Genomic DNA, 14767 nt, shown 5'->3' with positions numbered 1-14767 from the left:
GGCCGATGCGGCGGCGCCCGCCCCGCGCCGACGATGGCCTGGTGACCGAGATCATCGCGGGACCGTCCGTGTCCCCTCTGGAAATCCTCGCCCTGCTGGGCGCCGTCGCGTTGGTGACGGCGCGTTGGCTTCCGCCCGCCGCCCGCCCCCGCGTCACGATCGCGGCGGCGGCGGTCCTCCTGCCGTCCGCGATCGTGCTCGCCGTGGTGGGGATCCGCTGGCAGCTGCTGCCCGTCCTGGCGGGCGCCGCCCTCGCCGCGCCGTTCGCGCTCGCTCCCCTGCTGCGCCGCCGTAGCGGGCGGACGGCGTGGCGGGCCCGCTGGTGGCTGGCGTTGCCGGGATCGCTGGCCTGCGCCGGACTGATCGCCGCGGGCCCGGTGGCGGCCTGGGCGTTCCCCGTTCCCGTGTTCCCCGAGCCGACGGGCGAGTTCGCGGTCGGCACCCGCGTGGTGCAGTGGACCGACCCCGGCCGACCCGAGACCTTCACCGCCGACCCGAACGACCTGCGCACCGTCGTGGTCCAACTCTGGTACCCCGCTCAGCCGAGCCCCGCGGGCACGCCGCGGGCCCAGTACCTCGGACGCACGCAGGACGAGGCGCGCACCGTCTCCGACGCGCTGGCCCACGGGGTCGGCCTGCCGGGCTTCCTGGTCGACGGTGTTCCGCAGGCCCGCTCGCACGCGGTCTTCGACGCCCCGGTGGCCGGCCGCGAGGGACGGTTCCCCGTCGTCCTGTTCTCCCCCGGGTCGGGCGGCGTGCGCACCCAGAACACCGCGTGGGCGGAGGAACTGGCCAGCCACGGGTACCTGGTGGCCGCCCTCGACCACCCGTACGACTCCGCCGCCGTCGTCCTCGCCGACGGCCGGACGATCACCAGCGCGACCTCCTCCACCGGCGACCGGGACCAGGACGAGAAGCTGGCGGCCGACTGGACCGCGGTGCGGGCCGCCGACCTCGGCTTCGTCCTCACCCGGCTGGAGGGCCTGGACCGCGGTGCGGCCGCCGACCCGCTGACCGGACGCCTGGACACCGGCCGGGCGGCGGTGGCCGGCCACTCCATGGGCGGCGCCGCCGCCCTGCAGGCGGCCCGGCAGGACCATCGGTTCGCCGCCGTCATCGACCTGGACGGCTTCCCGCACGGCCCCACCGAACCCGCCCTCGACCGGCCGGCACTCGCCCTCACCCAGGCCGTCACCCCGGCCACCGACCCGCGCTACCTGCCCCGGCTCACCGAGGTGCTCGACTCCGACACCGCGCCCAGCTACCGGCTCACCATCCCCGGCGCCGCCCACCTCACCTTCATGGACGGCCCGCTGTACCTGCCGCCCGTCCCGTCGATCGTCGGCTCCCTGGGCCGCGACGAGAGCCCGCGCCTCGTCGCCGCAGCCACCCTGGCCTTCCTGGACGCCGTCCTGCGCGACCGCCCCGGCGACCCGGCGGCCGACCTGTCTCGCTACGGCAGCCTCACCGTCCACCACCCGGACACCGTCCGCTGACGGGCCGACCCCCGGGGCCCCGCCTCAGCCCTGGCCGAAGGTGCGCTTGTCGTCGCCGCAGTCGTAGGCGGGCAGGTAGCAGCAGCGGCTGGATCGCGTAGTTCGGCCCGTCGCCGATCACGGAGGGGTCGCAGGTGTAGATCGCCCGCAGCAGCGCCAGCGACAGGTTGCGCGGCAGGGCGCTGTTCGGGGCCAGCGCCACGGTCTCGGCGTCGATCGCGAACGGCACGTACGCCACGGCCGGCGTCCCGAAGTCCGGGGTGGACTGCGGCCCGGGGAACAGCGCGCGGGCGAACTGCGCGCACTGGTCCTGGGGCGGGACGTTCTGCAGGTACTGCATGTTCTGCACGCCGGTCTTCGAGTTCACCGGGCGGTTGTTGAAGGTGCAGGCGGGGTCGGCCTCGGTCTTCACCGGCGTCGGTCCGAAGCCGTAGGAGGCGATCACCTTGGTGCCGTTGATGGTGACGGCGTCGGACAGCGCGTCCATCACCGGCACGGTCAGGTCGGTCCCGAAACCGGGCAGCAGCCGGTACGTCGGCGCGCCGGCCGGGTCCGCCTGGGCCGGCACGCCGCCGAGCAGCGGGGTGACCAGGCCCAGCACCACGGCCAGCGCCAGCCGAACGGCCTTTCCACTCATCGCGAGGTGTCCCTTCGTCAAGGATGCCCGCGGACAAGTGAGTTGGCGTGCAGCACGGGCCGGCCAAGTCTGCGGCCCGCCCGTGTGCTCCGGGTGTCGGCCCGTGGTCCATCGGGGGAACGACCCGGTGCTCCCGGTCCGCCGACGCGCCTGCCTCGCCCGCCCGTCGGCGGACCGTCAGGCGACGACCGCCTTCGCCTGCGGGGCGAGGCCGAGCACCCGGTCGAGGTAGGCGTTGGCGAAGACGCCGGTCGGGTCGAGGGTGTCGCGCAGCGCGGTGAAGTCGTCGAAGTGCGGGTAGCGGGGCCGCAGTTCGGCGGTGCCGAGGTCGTGCATCTTGCCCCAGTGCGGGCGGCCGCCGTACCCGGCGAGGATCCGCTGGCAGGCGTCGAAGTACTTGCGGTACGGCATCAGGTGGTACTGGTGGAAGGCGATGTAGCAGTTCTCCCGGCCGTGCGCGGTGGAGAGCCAGATGTCGTCGGGCGCGACGAACCGGACCTCCAGCGGGAAGATCACCGGCTCGTCGGTGCGCTCGACGAACTGCCGGATCTCCTGCAGGGCCTCGACCGCGTGCTCCCGGGGGATGCAGAACTCGCCCTCCACGAACCGGACGTCGCGCGCCGAGGCGAAGATCTTGTACGAGAGGTCGGTCCACTCCCGGGCGGACATCGCCTTGGCTGCGAACTTGGCGATCGGCCGGACGGTGCCGGGGAACCGGGTGCCGACCCGGCACAGCGCCTCGTACGCGGGCCCGCTCACGAACTCGTCGACCCGGCGGGAGAGGTTGCCGATCGGGTGCAGCTCGGCGGTGCCGGGCAGCCGGGTGAACCGGCGGGTCAGCGCGGTCTCGCTGTAGGGGAACCAGAAGAACTCGAAGTGGTCGTTGTCGTCGGCGAGTTGCTGCACGTTCTCGAGGACCTCGGCGACCGGCACCGCGGTGTCGCGGGCGTGCAGGGCGAAGCGCGGGACGCACTGCAGGGTGACCCGGGTGAGCACGCCGAGCGCGCCGAGGCCGACCCGGGCGGCGGCGAACAGCTCGGGGCGTTCGGTGGCCGAACAGGTCGTCACCGTGCCGTCGGCGAGCACGAGTTCGAGGGCCCGGACCTGGGTGGCGATGCCGCCGAAGCGGGTGCTGGAGCCGTGGGTGCCGGTGGAGATGGCGCCGGCGATGGTCTGCCGGTCGATGTCGCCGAGGATCTCCATCGCCAGGCCGTGCTCGGCGAGCAGCGGGTTGAGCTTCCACAGCGGCATGCCCGCGCCGACGGTGACCAGGCCGGTGGCCGCGTCGACCTCGATCAGCGCGTCCAGGTGGTCCAGGCGCAGCTGGACGCCGGGGGCGAGGGCGGCCGGGCTGAAGGAGTGGCCGGAGCCGATCGCCTTCACCCGGTGGCCGTCCCGGACGGCGGCGGTGACGGCCTCGGCAACCGCGGCGGTGTCGCGCGGGGCGAGGGTCCGGGCCGGCCGGATCTGCTCGTTACCCGCCCAGTTGCGCCATGCCTCTGTCATGCCCGCGTCCTCCTGGTTCGGTGAATCGGCGCCCCGCTCGATGGGTGCCTCTGCCGACTCGATCGGTGTCTCGATGATCTGTCGGCGCGACGCGTGGCGGCTCGGTGAATGGACGGAAGAATGAACTTGGTCGAGCGTCCAAGTCAACCGTCCGGAACACTTGACTTGGACATCCGACCAAGACAAGGTGACGACCCACCGGCTCCCACCGAGCCGACCTCCCGCCGAGCCGAGGAGAGGACCGCCGTGACCATCGAGCACCTGCACCGGGCGACCGCCGAGCTGCGCCCGCCGTTCGCCGTCGTCGACCTCGGCGCGCTGCGCCAGAACACCGCCCAGCTGGTCCGCCGCGCCGCGGGCAAGCCGATCCGGCTGGCCAGCAAGTCGCTGCGCTGCCGCGCCCTGATCGACCAGACGCTGAGCGTGCCCGGCTTCCACGGTGTCCTCGCCTTCACCCTGCCCGAGGCGCTCTGGCTGGCCCGCACCCTGGACGAGGAGCGCGGCGACATCCTGGTCGGCTACCCGTGCGCCGACCTGGCGACCCTGCGCGAACTCGCCGCCGACGAGCAGGCCGCCGCCCGGGTCGCGGTGATGGCCGACAGCGTCGAGCACCTCGACCTGATCACCGCCGCGATCGGCCCGGACGGCCCGCCGATCCGGGTCTGCCTCGACCTGGACGCCTCGCTGCGCATGCTCGGCGGCCGGGTCCACCTCGGCATGCGCCGCTCCCCCCTGCACTCCCCCGAGGCCGCCGCCGCCCTCGCCCGCGCGGTCGTCGATCGGCCGCGGCTGAAGCTGGTCGGCGTGATGTCGTACGAGGGCCAGATCGCCGGACTCGCCGACAACTCGCCCGGCGCCCCGCTGCACCGCGCCGGGGTCCGGCTGATGCAGCGGCTCTCCACCCGCGAGCTCGCCGCCCGGCGGGCCGCCGCCGTGCAGGCCGTACGACGGGTCGCGCCGCTGGAGTTCGTCAACGGCGGCGGCACCGGCAGCCTGGAGCAGACCGCCGCGGAGCACGCAGTCACCGAACTGGCCGCCGGCTCCGGCGTCTACGCGCCCACGCTCTTCGACCACTACCGGGTCTTCACCCCCCGCCCGGCCGCGTTCTTCGCCCTCACCGTTACCCGCCGCCCCGCGCCCGGCATCGCCACCGTCCTCGGCGGCGGCTGGACCGCCTCCGGCCCGGCCGGCCGCGACCGCCTGCCCACCCCCGTCTGGCCGACCGGCCTGCGGCTGATCGCCCAGGAGGGCGCGGGCGAGGTGCAGACCCCGCTCACCGGCCACGCCGCGGACCGGCTGCGCCTCGGCGACCGGGTCTGGTTCCGGCACGCGAAGGCCGGCGAGCTGTGCGAACGCGTCGACTCCCTCCACCTGGTCGACGGCGGCCGGATCGTCGACGAGGTCCCCACCTACCGCGGCGAAGGCCTCGCCTTCCTCTGACCCACGCCCGCCGCGCCCCGCCCCGCCGGCCGACCCGCCGGGCCCTGGGCTCGCCCTCCGCCGAGCGCGCCCTTCGTCCCTCCGTCCCTTCGCCCCTCCATCCCCTCGGTCCGCCCTCGGCCTGGCGTTACGGTCGGCCCCCGGCGCTCGGGTAACCTGCCGGGCGCCGGTCGTGATCTTCCCGCGACCGGGCACGACCGTCCCTCGCCCCTCAACCTGCTGGAGCCCGCCATGAGCCGTCGTTCGGCCGACGAGCGCCGCGAGGAGCTGATCGAGGCGGCGATCCGGGTGATGATCCGCGAGGGCGTCGCCAAGGCCACCACCCGCGCCGTGGTCGCCGAGGCGGGCCTGCCGCTCGGCGCCTTCCACTACTGCTTCCGCTCCAAGGAGGAGCTGCTGCAGAGCGTCATCGAACGGATCATGGCCCGCTCGCTGACCCCCGCCACCGCCGGCCTGCGCGACGCCCCGCCCGCCGAGGCCATCCGCACCGGCCTGCACACCTACTGGGAACTGATCCGCCGTCACCCCGACGAGCACCTGCTGACCTACGAGCTCACCCAGTACGCGCTGCGCCAACCCGGCCTCGCCGAACTCGCCCGCCGCCAGTACCGGCAGTACCTCGCCTCGGTCCACACCACCCTGCAGACCCTCTCCCACCTCGCCGACATCGACTGGACCGTGCCGCTGCCCGTCCTCGCCCGCTACGGCCTGGGCGTCCTCGACGGCCTCACCCTCACCTGGCTGATCGACCGCGACGACACCCTCGCCTACGCCGCCCTCGACGAGTTCGCCGACTACCTCCTGTCGGTCGCCCGCCCCCGCCGGGGCTGAACACCCGCCCATGCAGCAGCAGGTGACACTCCATCAGCCCCGCCTCGGCGCCACCGCCTACCGCGTCCTGCGGTCCGCCACCGCCCCGGGCCGCCTCACCCTGCACGACGACCACCACTGGCTGTCGCTGTACGCCGACCGCGAGGGCACGGCCCGCCTGGTCGCCCTGTGGTCCCTGGCCGCCCGCTCGCCGCACTCCCTCATCCACCTCCCGCTGCGCACCGCCCCCGCCCCGGACACCCTCGACCTGGTCCTCGCCCACCACAGCCTCCAGTTCCGCCCCGCCGACTGGAAGGCCCTGCGCGCCCGACTCGGCCCCGGCCGCCCGCACACCACCGGCACCCCCGACCACGACTTCCGCACCGGCCCGAACGCCCACGAACGCCGCCACCACCACGACTTCCGCGACCACCTCGCCTTCGACCTCGCCGCCCACACCCTCTTCGTCACCGGCAGCGCCACCGCCTTCCGCGACACCGGCTCCGCCCTGGCCACCCTCCTCGCCGACGCCCCCGCCGAACACCACCGCCACCACCGCACCCCGTCCCACGGCACCCACGCCTGCACCGAACTCACCACCGGCCCGCGCTGTTTCCCCCACCCACCACAGCGAAACGCACCGGGTGTCCTCCACGTCCAATACGTCCCCGACCGAACCGCCTGAGCCGTCGATAGCCGATCCTGCGCGCTCGGCCACCTGCGGCGAGCCAGGCTGCCCGTGCACCCGCCTGTCGTGGTCGGAACGTAGGCTACGGCCGTGACTGTGCCTGACCTGGTTCCCATTCGGCACGAGCCGGACTACCGGACACCCACCATCGGACGGTGGGATGGCGGCCAGTTCTTCGCCCACGTCAGCGGGGTCTTCGTAGGCCGCGACGACGACGGCCGGGTGGTGCGACGGTGGTACTCCGTCCTGCACGAGTTCGATGCCGCCGGTCAGCACCTGAACTCCCGTATCAGGACAGCGGGAACGACCCCCGACGGGCCGGCGAAGGCCCCGACGGTGGAAGCCGCGCAGCAACTCCTGACAAAATGGTTGGACTCGCTGCCCGGTCGCCGCTTCACCGACATCGCCGTCGCCCCGTTCTCCGTGGAGGTCGACGGCACACTGTTCGGCCTGGTCCGTGAGTGCCACGGCGAGTATCCAACGGGAGAGGAACGCTTCGACTGGGCCGAGTTCCACCCGACCGGGCTCGGGTTCAGCGCACCGTGGGACGGCTCGTACGACACGTGAGGGAGTTGCACTCCACCACCCACCGCTTGGGCTGGGCCCGGAAGCCACGCGGGCCACGGTCCTTGCGGACGATCTCCACATCGCGGCCGAGGATCTTGGCGGGAGCCCCGAGCCCGTCCTCCGCTGTCCGAGGAATTCGTGTGCTCAGCCCTCCAGCAAGTCTCCCGGCACCGAGTCCCGCAGCTGTTCCAGGGCCTCTTCCGTACGGGCCCGGACATTCAGGCAGAAGCCGTCGAGTTCACGGAGCAGGACATCATCACCCGCGAACCAGCGCATCCCGCGTCCCACACGTGGAAGCTCCTGAAAGAACCGTCCCAGTCCGACCTCCTCGGCGTCCGCCTCCAGGAAGTCGGTGAGCCCGTCCCCGAACAGGACCACCTCGGACATGACCATCTCGATGCAGGCGACCGTCAGACTCGGCTCCCAGGCCTCCCATCGCTCCTGCGTCCTGTCGGCGAGATCCGCACGCATCACTGTGCCGGGGTCGTCCCGGTCCAGGTCCTTCAGCAGGACGCCCCAGGAGGCAGCGCCCTGGTTCTCCACCCGGTACACGAGCGCGCCGTCGGCCACATACAACTCGTCAGGCTTGAGCAGCCTGTCGTGATTGCTGGTGAGGTCGCTCCGCCGCCCGAGGAGCAGGTAGGCCTCACGAAGCGCTGCTGGTAGGACCAGGCCCAGACGTCGCTCGGCCGCCTCGATCTCGACGCTGCTCCAGCCGTCGCCCGGCTGGACCGGTTGCTGCCAGTAGGCCGCGAAGTCGGCGACGAATCGCCAGGCTCTTGTACGGTCGTGCAACGCCTCGGACAGCCGGGTGTGAATGTCGAAGGTCTCAGTCATGCCCGCACCCTACGGCGGGACACGGACACCGCCTGTTCGCGGGGTTGAGGTCGAACAGCGAGCTCAGAGCCAGTCGCGCTTCTTGAAGATCAGGTACAGGCTGGCGCAGACCACGCCCATCAGGCCGATGGCGAAGGGGTAGCCGAAGGCCCAGTGGAGTTCCGGCATGTCGTCGAAGTTCATGCCGTAGACGGTGCCGATCAGGGTGGGGGCGAAGAGGATGGCGGCCCAGGAGGAGATCTTCTTGATCTCGTCGTTCTGGGCGTGGCCGGCCTCGGCGAGTTGCTTCATCTCCTCGTTCTGCGCCTGCGAGACCAGGGTGGCGTTGACGGTGAGGATGTTCTGGAGCATCTGGCGGAAGCCGTCGACGCGTTCGGCCGTGTAGGTGGCGTGGTCGGCGACGTCGCGCAGGTAGCGCTGGAGTTCCTCGTCGGTGCCGTACTTCTGGAAGCCGGCTTCCAGGCTGCGCATGATCTCCAGCAGGGGGCCCGTGGCGCGCTGGAGTTCGATGACCTCGCGGGAGAGTTCGTAGATGCGGCGGGAGACCTTGGGGTCGCCGCCGAAGACCTCGGTCTCGATCTCGTCGATGTCGTGCTGGAGCCCGGCGATCACGGGGGCGTAGCCGTCGACGACGGCGTCCAGGACGGCGTAGAGGACGGCTTCGGGGCCGAGGGCGAGGAGGTCGGGGTCGGACTCGAGGCGGCCGCGGACCATCGAGAGGTCGGGCGACTGGGAGTGACGGACCGTCAGGACGAAGTCGGGGCCGACGAAGAGGTGGATCTCGCCGAAGTCGACCTCCTCGACGTCGTCGAGGTAGCGGGCGGCGCGCAGCACCACGAAGAGGGTGTCGCCGTAGCGTTCCAGCTTGGGGCGCTGGTGGGCGACGATGGCGTCCTCGACGGCGAGTTCGTGCAGGTCGAAGCGTTCGGCGGCTTCCAGCAGCTGGGCCTCGGCGGGGCGGTAGAGGCCGATCCAGGCCATCGTGCCGGGCTTGCCGGGCAGCTCGCGGTAGATCTCGGCGAGGCTGGAGGGGGTCTCTATCCGGTGGCCGCCGCGGTAGACGCCGGCGTCGACGACGGAGCGCTCCAGCGAGACGCGGGTGGGGTCGGGCTTGGGTTCGGGCCGCGGGTCGAGCGAGTGCTCGGGCGCGTCGGCGTGGCCCTCGGCGCGGGCGGGCCGGGTGAACGGACGCTTGCTGGCGCGCACGGCGCGCACTCGCCAGTCGGACATGGCGGGAACCTCCACGGGTCAGGGTCCGCCGCGCCCTCCCGCGCGTGGGGCGCGGGGTTCGGAGACGGGACGGCGGGGCGCCCGAGGAGCGGAGCACGCGTACCGCTGCCCGTTCGGCGGGCGGGGGTGCGGGGCTACCGGTACCGGGGGCCCGGAGCGGGTGAGAACATCCCGGAGCGGGGCCGACTTCGGCCCGGACTACTGCACTCCACCGCTCCCACCTCCTCTTTCTCCGGTCGCGCCGAGGCGTCACGACCGGGGCAAGTGTAGTCCCGCCGGGCCCGCGGCCCGGCCCGGGGTGACCGCCACCCGCCGACGGCGGTCACCCGAAGAGCCGCCCGACGGCTGCCGGCCGAGCCGACGGACCGTCAGCCCACGTTCCACGGCTGGATCTTGGCGACGTCCGCGGGATCGGCCTGTACGGGCGCACCGGCCGCGTTGGCGGCGGTGAGCAGCAGTCCGGTGGCGGCGTTGCGGATGGTGACAGGGCGGGTGGCCGGGTCCTGGGTGATCCGCCATTCCTGCCAGGGGTTGCCGGGGGCGACGTCGAGCAGGTAGGCGGGGTCGCCGGGGTTGGTGCCGGCGGCGAGGACGCTGTGCTGCTGGGTGGGCGCGGCAGGAGGTGTCCGGAGGTGGGGTCGTTGCCGGTGCCGTCGGTGCCGCTGACGGGGTTGCCGTGGTCGTCGTAGAGCTGCATCGCCCCTTCCGGGGTGCGGACGATGTCGCTGCTCTGGCCGTCGCGGTGCCACAGCGACCAGCCGTCGTCGACGGTCACGGTGTCGTAGCCGGCCGCGACCAGGCCGTTGGCGGCCTTGTGGTCGATGGTCCGGACGACCTGCTGCAGGGTGATGTTCGGGCCGAAGGTGTTCCAGGAGTTCCAGCCCATCGGCGGGGTGAGCGCCAGGCCGTTGTCGAGGGCGGCGGCGGGGGTGGGGGCGGCCAGGACGGCGGCGGCGAGGGCGGGCAGGGTGAGTGCCAGTGCGGCGAGTGCGCGGACCAGGCCGGTCGGGGTGCCCATCCGGAGTCCTTCGGGGTGTTGACGCGGCGTCAGGTGGTGCCGGCGGACGGGTGGGGGGGGGCCGGCAGGCACCGGCGTTCGGCGGCGCGACCATCCGAAGATCACCCCGGCGGTGCGGGCGCCGGCCCGCGATGGTCAACTTGGACGGTGAGTGACGATCAGAACGCCGCCGAGCCGCCCCTGCCCGGCACCGCCGTCGAACGCCGCCCCGCCCCGGTCGTCCGCTGCCGGCGCTGCGACCGCCCGCTACGCCGCCCGGAGTCCCGCTGGGAGAAGCTCGGCCAGCACTGCGCCGGCGCCCCGGATCGCGCTCCGCTCGTCTACCGGATCGACCAGGACGAACTCCCCGGCATCTGACGCGCGGCCACCCTGACGCCCCGTCAACTCCCCCACCCTTCTCGACTGCACCGCTCATGCGCGATCGTGTCGATGATTTTCATGCACTGCGCAAAGCATTGCGGATTCATGTCAACGGCATTACGTTCGCTGCGGCTCCGCCCCCGGCTCCGCGCTTCCGCGGACCGCGGCTCGTGCACGCCCAGGAAGGGATCCGATGAGACTTCGACCCAGCGCCGGCCCGCGGGCCTGGACGGGACTGGTCGTCACCGCCTTGATCGCATGCGGCACGCTGGTTCCGGCGCTCGCCCCGACCGCGACGGCAGCCGCCCCGGCCGGCGCCGGAGCCACCCTCCCGTTCACCGAGTTCGAGGCCGAGGCGGGCACCCTGACCGGCGGCGCGACCGCCGTGGCCCTGACCGCCGCGCCCACCACCCCGTACGCCAGCGCCGCGCTGGAGGCGTCCGGCCACGCGTACGTGCACCTCGCCGCGACCGGCCAGGGCGTGCGGTGGACCAACACAACCGGCGGGCCGCTCACCGCGATCAACGTCCGGGAGAGCATCCCGGACTCCGCGACCGGCGGCGGCACCACCGCCACGCTGAACCTGTACGTGGACGGGGTGTTCCGGCAGGCGCTGAACCTCAACTCCAAGCAGAGCTGGTTCTACGAGGGCGGCAGCAACCACTACAACGGCAGCGACCAGAACCCCGCCGACGGCAACCCGCGGGACTTCTTCGACGAGTCGCACACCTTCGTCAGCGGCGCGCCGATCGCCGCCGGCAGCACCATCGAGCTGCGCAAGGACGCCGCCAACTCAGCCGCGTTCTACGACATCGACGTCCTGGACGCGGAGAACCCGCCCGCTCCGCTCCCCCAGCCCGCCGGTTCGCTCTCGCTCACCGACTGCGGCGCGGTCGCCTCCACCGCGCCGACCAACGGCTCGGCCGCCCCCGGTGCGGTCGACAGCACCGCGGCGATCCAGAACTGCGTCAACCAGGCCCAGGCCCAGGGCCGGACGCTGTGGATCCCGGCCGGCACCTTCTACCTCCGGGGCACCACCGGCCTGAACGCCCAGGGCATCACGATCGCCGGCGCCGGCATGTGGTACAGCACGATCTACCGCGACGTGCCGCTGCCCAACAACACGCCGCTGGCCGCACTGTTCAACCTGACGTCCTGTCACGTCCGGGACTTCCGGCTGGACTCCGACGCCACCAGCCGCGAGATGGTCGACGGCGGCGGCGGCGCGATGGACACCACCGGCACCAACTGGTCCTCCGACAACATCTGGAGCCGGCACGTCGAGTCCGGCTACTGGGCCTCCGGCACCGGCGGCGCGGTCCGCGGCGCCCGGGTCACCGCGGTGTGGGCGGACGGCATCAACATCAACAACGTGTCGCTGAACAACGGCACCGGCAACGACATCACCGCGACGAACAACTTCGTGCGCGGCACCGGCGACGACGGCATGGCCATCAACTCCGTGGCGTACAACACCGATTCGGGCGGCAACAAGACGTACTACACCGCCATGTCGCACATCACGATGACCCACAACACGGTCATCGCACCGTGGGGCGGCAAGGGCATCGGCATCTACGGCGGCAGCGGCCACGACGTGGAGGGCAACTACATCGCCGACACCGCCCGCTACATCGGCCTCGGCGCGGGCCGGTTCGGGGTCAACGGCAGCGACCTGCTGGGCGCCACCGTCAGCGGCAACACCGTGGTCCGCTCCGGCGGCAACGGCTACAGCCAGGGCCAGCCGGCGCTGCACGTCGGCAACGGCGGCGACGGGCAGAACGTCGGCGTGGTCGACCACGTGACGGTCACCGACAACACCGTGCTGAACTCGCTGTACGACGGGGTGGGCCTGTCCGCCTCCACGAACACGCTGCTGCAGGGCAACACCGTCACCTCGCCGGGCCGCAACGGCTTCGTCGTCGCGCCGCCCTTCTACCCGGCGCCCAACGGCTCGGCCACCCTCACCGCGAACACCGTCACCGGCCTCGCCGTCGGCGCGTCCGCCTTCCTGAACAACTCGGCCGCCTTCACCGTCTCCGGCAGCGGCAACAGCTGGAACGGCGGCGGCCCCAACCCCGAGGCCCCGTACGGCGGGACGCCCGCCGCTCTGCCCGGCCCGGTGCAGGCCGAGAACTACGACACCGGCGGCCCCGGCGTCGGCTACTTCGTCAACTCGGTCAACGGCACCGGCAACGGCTACCGCGCCGACGGCGTCGACCTGGAGGCCACCTCCGACACCGGCGGCGGCTACAACCTCGGCTGGACGTCGAACGGCCAGTGGCAGCGGTACACCGTCGACGTCGCCACCGCCGGGACGTACACGGTCACCCTCCGGTACGCGGCCCCCGCCGCCGTCACCGGCGCGCTGCACCTCGCGGACGCCGCCGGCGCCAACCTCAGCGGCTCCGTCGCCCTGGCCGCCACCGGCGGCTGGCAGACCTGGGGCAACGCCACCGCGCAGGTCACCCTGCCCGCCGGCCGCCAGGTGCTGACCCTCGCCCAGGACAACGGCGGCTGGAACCTCAACAGCCTCCAGTTCACCGCCTCCGGCGGCGGCACCCCGCCCCCGCCGACCAACCTCGCGGCCGGCCGGCCCACCGCCGAGTCCTCGCACACCGACGTCTACGCCTCCGCGAACACCACCGACGGCAACCAGGGCAGCTACTGGGAGAGCGCCAACAACGCCCTCCCGCAGTGGGTGCAGGTCGACCTGGGCTCGGCCCGGCAGGCGAGCCGGGTGGTGCTGCAGCTGCCCGCCGGCTGGGGCGCCCGCACCCAGACCCTCGCCCTGCTCGGCTCCACCGACGGCAGCGCCTTCACCACCCTGAAGGCTTCGGCGGCCTACGTCTTCGACCCGGCGTCCGGCAACACCGTCACCGTCTCCTTCCCCGCCGCCTCGGCCCGGTACGTGCGGGTCGCGGTCACCGCCAACACCGGCTGGCCGGCCGGCCAGCTCTCCGAGTTCCAGGTCTGGGACCAGTGACCCACTGACCCGGGCGGGGCGGTTCCGGTGACCGGGACCGCCCCGCCCGCGCCGCCGACCGGACGCCTCGCGGGGGTCGTTCGGCGCCCGCCGAGCCGATGCGGCAGAGTATCCGCCATGACCCCGCAGCCCGCCCCCAGTGCCCCCGCCTCCCGCGCCCCGGCGGCCGGCGCGCGCCGCCGACCGGTGCAGCAGCGCAGCCAGGAGCGGTACGAACGGCTGCTGGACGCCTGCGCGGGAGTGCTCGACGAGGTCGGCGCGACCGGCCTGACCACCAAGGAGGTCGCGGCCCGCGCCGAGGTGCCGATCGGCACGCTCTACCAGTTCTTCGCCGGCAAGGAGGGCCTGCTCGCCGCCCTCGCCGAACGCAACCTGGCCTGCTTCCTGGACCGCCTCGCCCACCGCGCCGAGCAGGCGCGGGCACTGGACGTCCCGGACTTCGTCGACCTCGCCGTCGAGGAGTTCGTCGCGATGAAGCGCGCCGTCCCCGGCTTCGGCCACCTCGACTTCGGCCTGGTCGACGCCACCCCCGCCGAGGTCAGCGACGACCTCCACCTGCTCGACGCCGAACTCGACAACAACGCCGCCGTCGCCGTCCGGCTGCGCGCCATCGGCGGCGAGCTGTTCGCCGCCCCCGGCTACGCGCTGGCCCTGCGGGTCGCGATGGAGTGCGCCGACGCCGTCCTCAAGCTGGCCTTCCGGATCGCCCCCGACGGCGACCCCGCGCTGATCGCCGAGTGCAAGCGCCTGGTGCGCCACTACCTCGCCGACCCGCCCGCCGCCGGCTGAGCCCCGTCCGGGCACCGAGCCCGGCCGGGCGCCGGACCCGCAGCGCGCCGCCGGGCGTCCGGTTCCGCCATTGCACCGCCCGGACGGCCGCCGCACAGTGGAAACAAGGGTTCTCCCCCGTCCCACCGGTCCGCCGTCCCGCAGGAGCAGACATGCAAGCCACAGTGGGTGACCACGTCCACATGTACAGCAGGTCGGTCGGCATGATCGACCGCAAGGGCGAGATCGTCGAGGTTCGCGGCAGCAACGGCGAACCCCCGTACCTCGTCCAGTTCGAGGACGGGCACAGCAGCCTCGTCTACCCCGGCCCCGACTGCGTCGTCGAGCACCAGCTCGCCGAGGAGCAGCGCTGACCCCGGGCCGCGGCCCGGTAGGAGGAGCGAACACCTTTGCCCCCGCCCCT

14 protein-coding genes are annotated in these 14767 nt (G+C 73.1%); 9 read left to right on the top strand and 5 right to left on the bottom strand.

The annotated features are described in order from the left end of the window. The first annotated feature begins 5 nt into the window (after nucleotides 1–5). On the top strand, nucleotides 6–1496 hold the full coding sequence (locus AB0K51_RS20105; RefSeq protein WP_363457222.1) for a hypothetical protein: 1491 nt from the start codon (nucleotides 6–8) through the stop codon (nucleotides 1494–1496). Here AB0K51_RS20105 and AB0K51_RS20100 read toward each other — a convergent pair. Both AB0K51_RS20100 and AB0K51_RS20095 read right to left on the bottom strand, forming a co-directional pair. Continuing rightward, nucleotides 1465–2133, bottom strand: a complete 669-nt coding sequence (locus tag AB0K51_RS20100) for a hypothetical protein (protein WP_363457055.1) — start codon at nucleotides 2131–2133, stop codon at nucleotides 1465–1467. The genes AB0K51_RS20105 and AB0K51_RS20100 overlap by 32 nt on opposite strands. A gap of 177 nt (nucleotides 2134–2310) precedes the next feature. After that, the gene (locus AB0K51_RS20095) at nucleotides 2311–3639 is read right to left on the bottom strand and encodes a D-arabinono-1,4-lactone oxidase (protein WP_363457052.1); all 1329 of its coding nucleotides are present in this window, start codon (nucleotides 3637–3639) and stop codon (nucleotides 2311–2313) included. 246 nt (nucleotides 3640–3885) lie between these two features. Here AB0K51_RS20095 and AB0K51_RS20090 point away from each other — a divergent pair, with 246 nt between their 5' ends. The 4 genes from AB0K51_RS20090 (at nucleotide 3886) to AB0K51_RS20075 (ending at nucleotide 7144) form a co-directional block, all read left to right on the top strand. After that, complete coding sequence (locus AB0K51_RS20090; protein ID WP_363457049.1) at nucleotides 3886–5079, top strand: amino acid deaminase/aldolase; 1194 nt, start codon at nucleotides 3886–3888, stop codon at nucleotides 5077–5079. Between the two features lie 231 nt (nucleotides 5080–5310). After that, nucleotides 5311–5910 (top strand): TetR/AcrR family transcriptional regulator, encoded by a 600-nt coding sequence (locus AB0K51_RS20085; protein ID WP_363457046.1) that lies wholly within the window; start codon nucleotides 5311–5313, stop codon nucleotides 5908–5910. A 22-nt stretch (nucleotides 5911–5932) separates the two neighbouring features. Further along, entirely contained in the window at nucleotides 5933–6574 is a 642-nt protein-coding gene (locus AB0K51_RS20080; RefSeq protein WP_363457043.1) for a hypothetical protein, read from the top strand. A gap of 93 nt (nucleotides 6575–6667) precedes the next feature. After that, nucleotides 6668–7144: a hypothetical protein gene (locus AB0K51_RS20075; RefSeq protein WP_363457040.1), complete on the top strand. Its 477-nt coding sequence runs from the start codon at nucleotides 6668–6670 to the stop codon at nucleotides 7142–7144. 144 nt (nucleotides 7145–7288) lie between these two features. On the opposite strand, the gene AB0K51_RS20070 is transcribed toward AB0K51_RS20075, so the two are convergent. The 3 genes from AB0K51_RS20070 to AB0K51_RS20060 all read right to left on the bottom strand — a co-directional run bounded on the left by AB0K51_RS20070 (nucleotide 7289) and on the right by AB0K51_RS20060 (nucleotide 10229). Continuing rightward, complete coding sequence (locus AB0K51_RS20070) at nucleotides 7289–7981, bottom strand: SMI1/KNR4 family protein (protein WP_363457037.1); 693 nt, start codon at nucleotides 7979–7981, stop codon at nucleotides 7289–7291. 63 nt (nucleotides 7982–8044) lie between these two features. After that, on the bottom strand, nucleotides 8045–9211 hold the full coding sequence (locus AB0K51_RS20065; protein WP_363457034.1) for a magnesium and cobalt transport protein CorA: 1167 nt from the start codon (nucleotides 9209–9211) through the stop codon (nucleotides 8045–8047). A 322-nt stretch (nucleotides 9212–9533) separates the two neighbouring features. Then, nucleotides 9534–10229, bottom strand: a complete 696-nt coding sequence (locus AB0K51_RS20060) for a hypothetical protein (protein WP_363457031.1) — start codon at nucleotides 10227–10229, stop codon at nucleotides 9534–9536. Between the two features lie 147 nt (nucleotides 10230–10376). Here AB0K51_RS20060 and AB0K51_RS20055 point away from each other — a divergent pair, with 147 nt between their 5' ends. The 4 genes from AB0K51_RS20055 to AB0K51_RS20040 all read left to right on the top strand — a co-directional run bounded on the left by AB0K51_RS20055 (nucleotide 10377) and on the right by AB0K51_RS20040 (nucleotide 14717). Then, a complete protein-coding gene (locus tag AB0K51_RS20055) occupies nucleotides 10377–10586 on the top strand; it encodes a DUF6011 domain-containing protein (protein WP_363457028.1) in 210 nt (69 codons plus the stop codon). Nucleotides 10587–10782: 196 nt separating this feature from the next. Continuing rightward, nucleotides 10783–13575, top strand: coding sequence for a discoidin domain-containing protein (locus AB0K51_RS20050; RefSeq protein ID WP_363457025.1), 2793 nt, complete (start codon nucleotides 10783–10785; stop codon nucleotides 13573–13575). A 117-nt stretch (nucleotides 13576–13692) separates the two neighbouring features. Further along, a complete protein-coding gene (locus AB0K51_RS20045; RefSeq protein WP_363457018.1) occupies nucleotides 13693–14364 on the top strand; it encodes a TetR/AcrR family transcriptional regulator in 672 nt (223 codons plus the stop codon). Between the two features lie 152 nt (nucleotides 14365–14516). Then, nucleotides 14517–14717 carry a DUF1918 domain-containing protein gene (locus AB0K51_RS20040; protein WP_363457016.1) on the top strand — a complete coding sequence of 67 codons (201 nt, stop codon included), beginning with the start codon at nucleotides 14517–14519 and terminating at the stop codon, nucleotides 14715–14717. Nucleotides 14718–14767: the final 50 nt, after the last annotated feature.

This window comes from Kitasatospora sp. NPDC049285 (assembly GCF_040678815.1).
GTDB lineage: Bacteria > Actinomycetota > Actinomycetes > Streptomycetales > Streptomycetaceae > Kitasatospora.
Note: the sequence above shows the minus strand (reverse complement) of the source record. Positions and strands in the feature narration are given on the sequence as shown.

Excerpts from the sequence above, each read along its gene's own strand:
- AB0K51_RS20105 (WP_363457222.1), top strand. The coding sequence starts at position 6 with ATGCGGCGGCGCCCGCCCCGCGCCGACGATGGCCTGGTGACCGAGATC.
- AB0K51_RS20100 (WP_363457055.1), bottom strand. The coding sequence starts at position 2,133 with ATGAGTGGAAAGGCCGTTCGGCTGGCGCTGGCCGTGGTGCTGGGCCTG.
- AB0K51_RS20095 (WP_363457052.1), bottom strand. The coding sequence starts at position 3,639 with ATGACAGAGGCATGGCGCAACTGGGCGGGTAACGAGCAGATCCGGCCG.
- AB0K51_RS20085 (WP_363457046.1), top strand. The coding sequence starts at position 5,311 with ATGAGCCGTCGTTCGGCCGACGAGCGCCGCGAGGAGCTGATCGAGGCG.
- AB0K51_RS20070 (WP_363457037.1), bottom strand. The coding sequence starts at position 7,981 with ATGACTGAGACCTTCGACATTCACACCCGGCTGTCCGAGGCGTTGCAC.
- AB0K51_RS20065 (WP_363457034.1), bottom strand. The coding sequence starts at position 9,211 with ATGTCCGACTGGCGAGTGCGCGCCGTGCGCGCCAGCAAGCGTCCGTTC.
- AB0K51_RS20060 (WP_363457031.1), bottom strand. The coding sequence starts at position 10,229 with ATGGGCACCCCGACCGGCCTGGTCCGCGCACTCGCCGCACTGGCACTC.
- AB0K51_RS20050 (WP_363457025.1), top strand. The coding sequence starts at position 10,783 with ATGAGACTTCGACCCAGCGCCGGCCCGCGGGCCTGGACGGGACTGGTC.
- AB0K51_RS20045 (WP_363457018.1), top strand. The coding sequence starts at position 13,693 with ATGACCCCGCAGCCCGCCCCCAGTGCCCCCGCCTCCCGCGCCCCGGCG.
- AB0K51_RS20040 (WP_363457016.1), top strand. The coding sequence starts at position 14,517 with ATGCAAGCCACAGTGGGTGACCACGTCCACATGTACAGCAGGTCGGTC.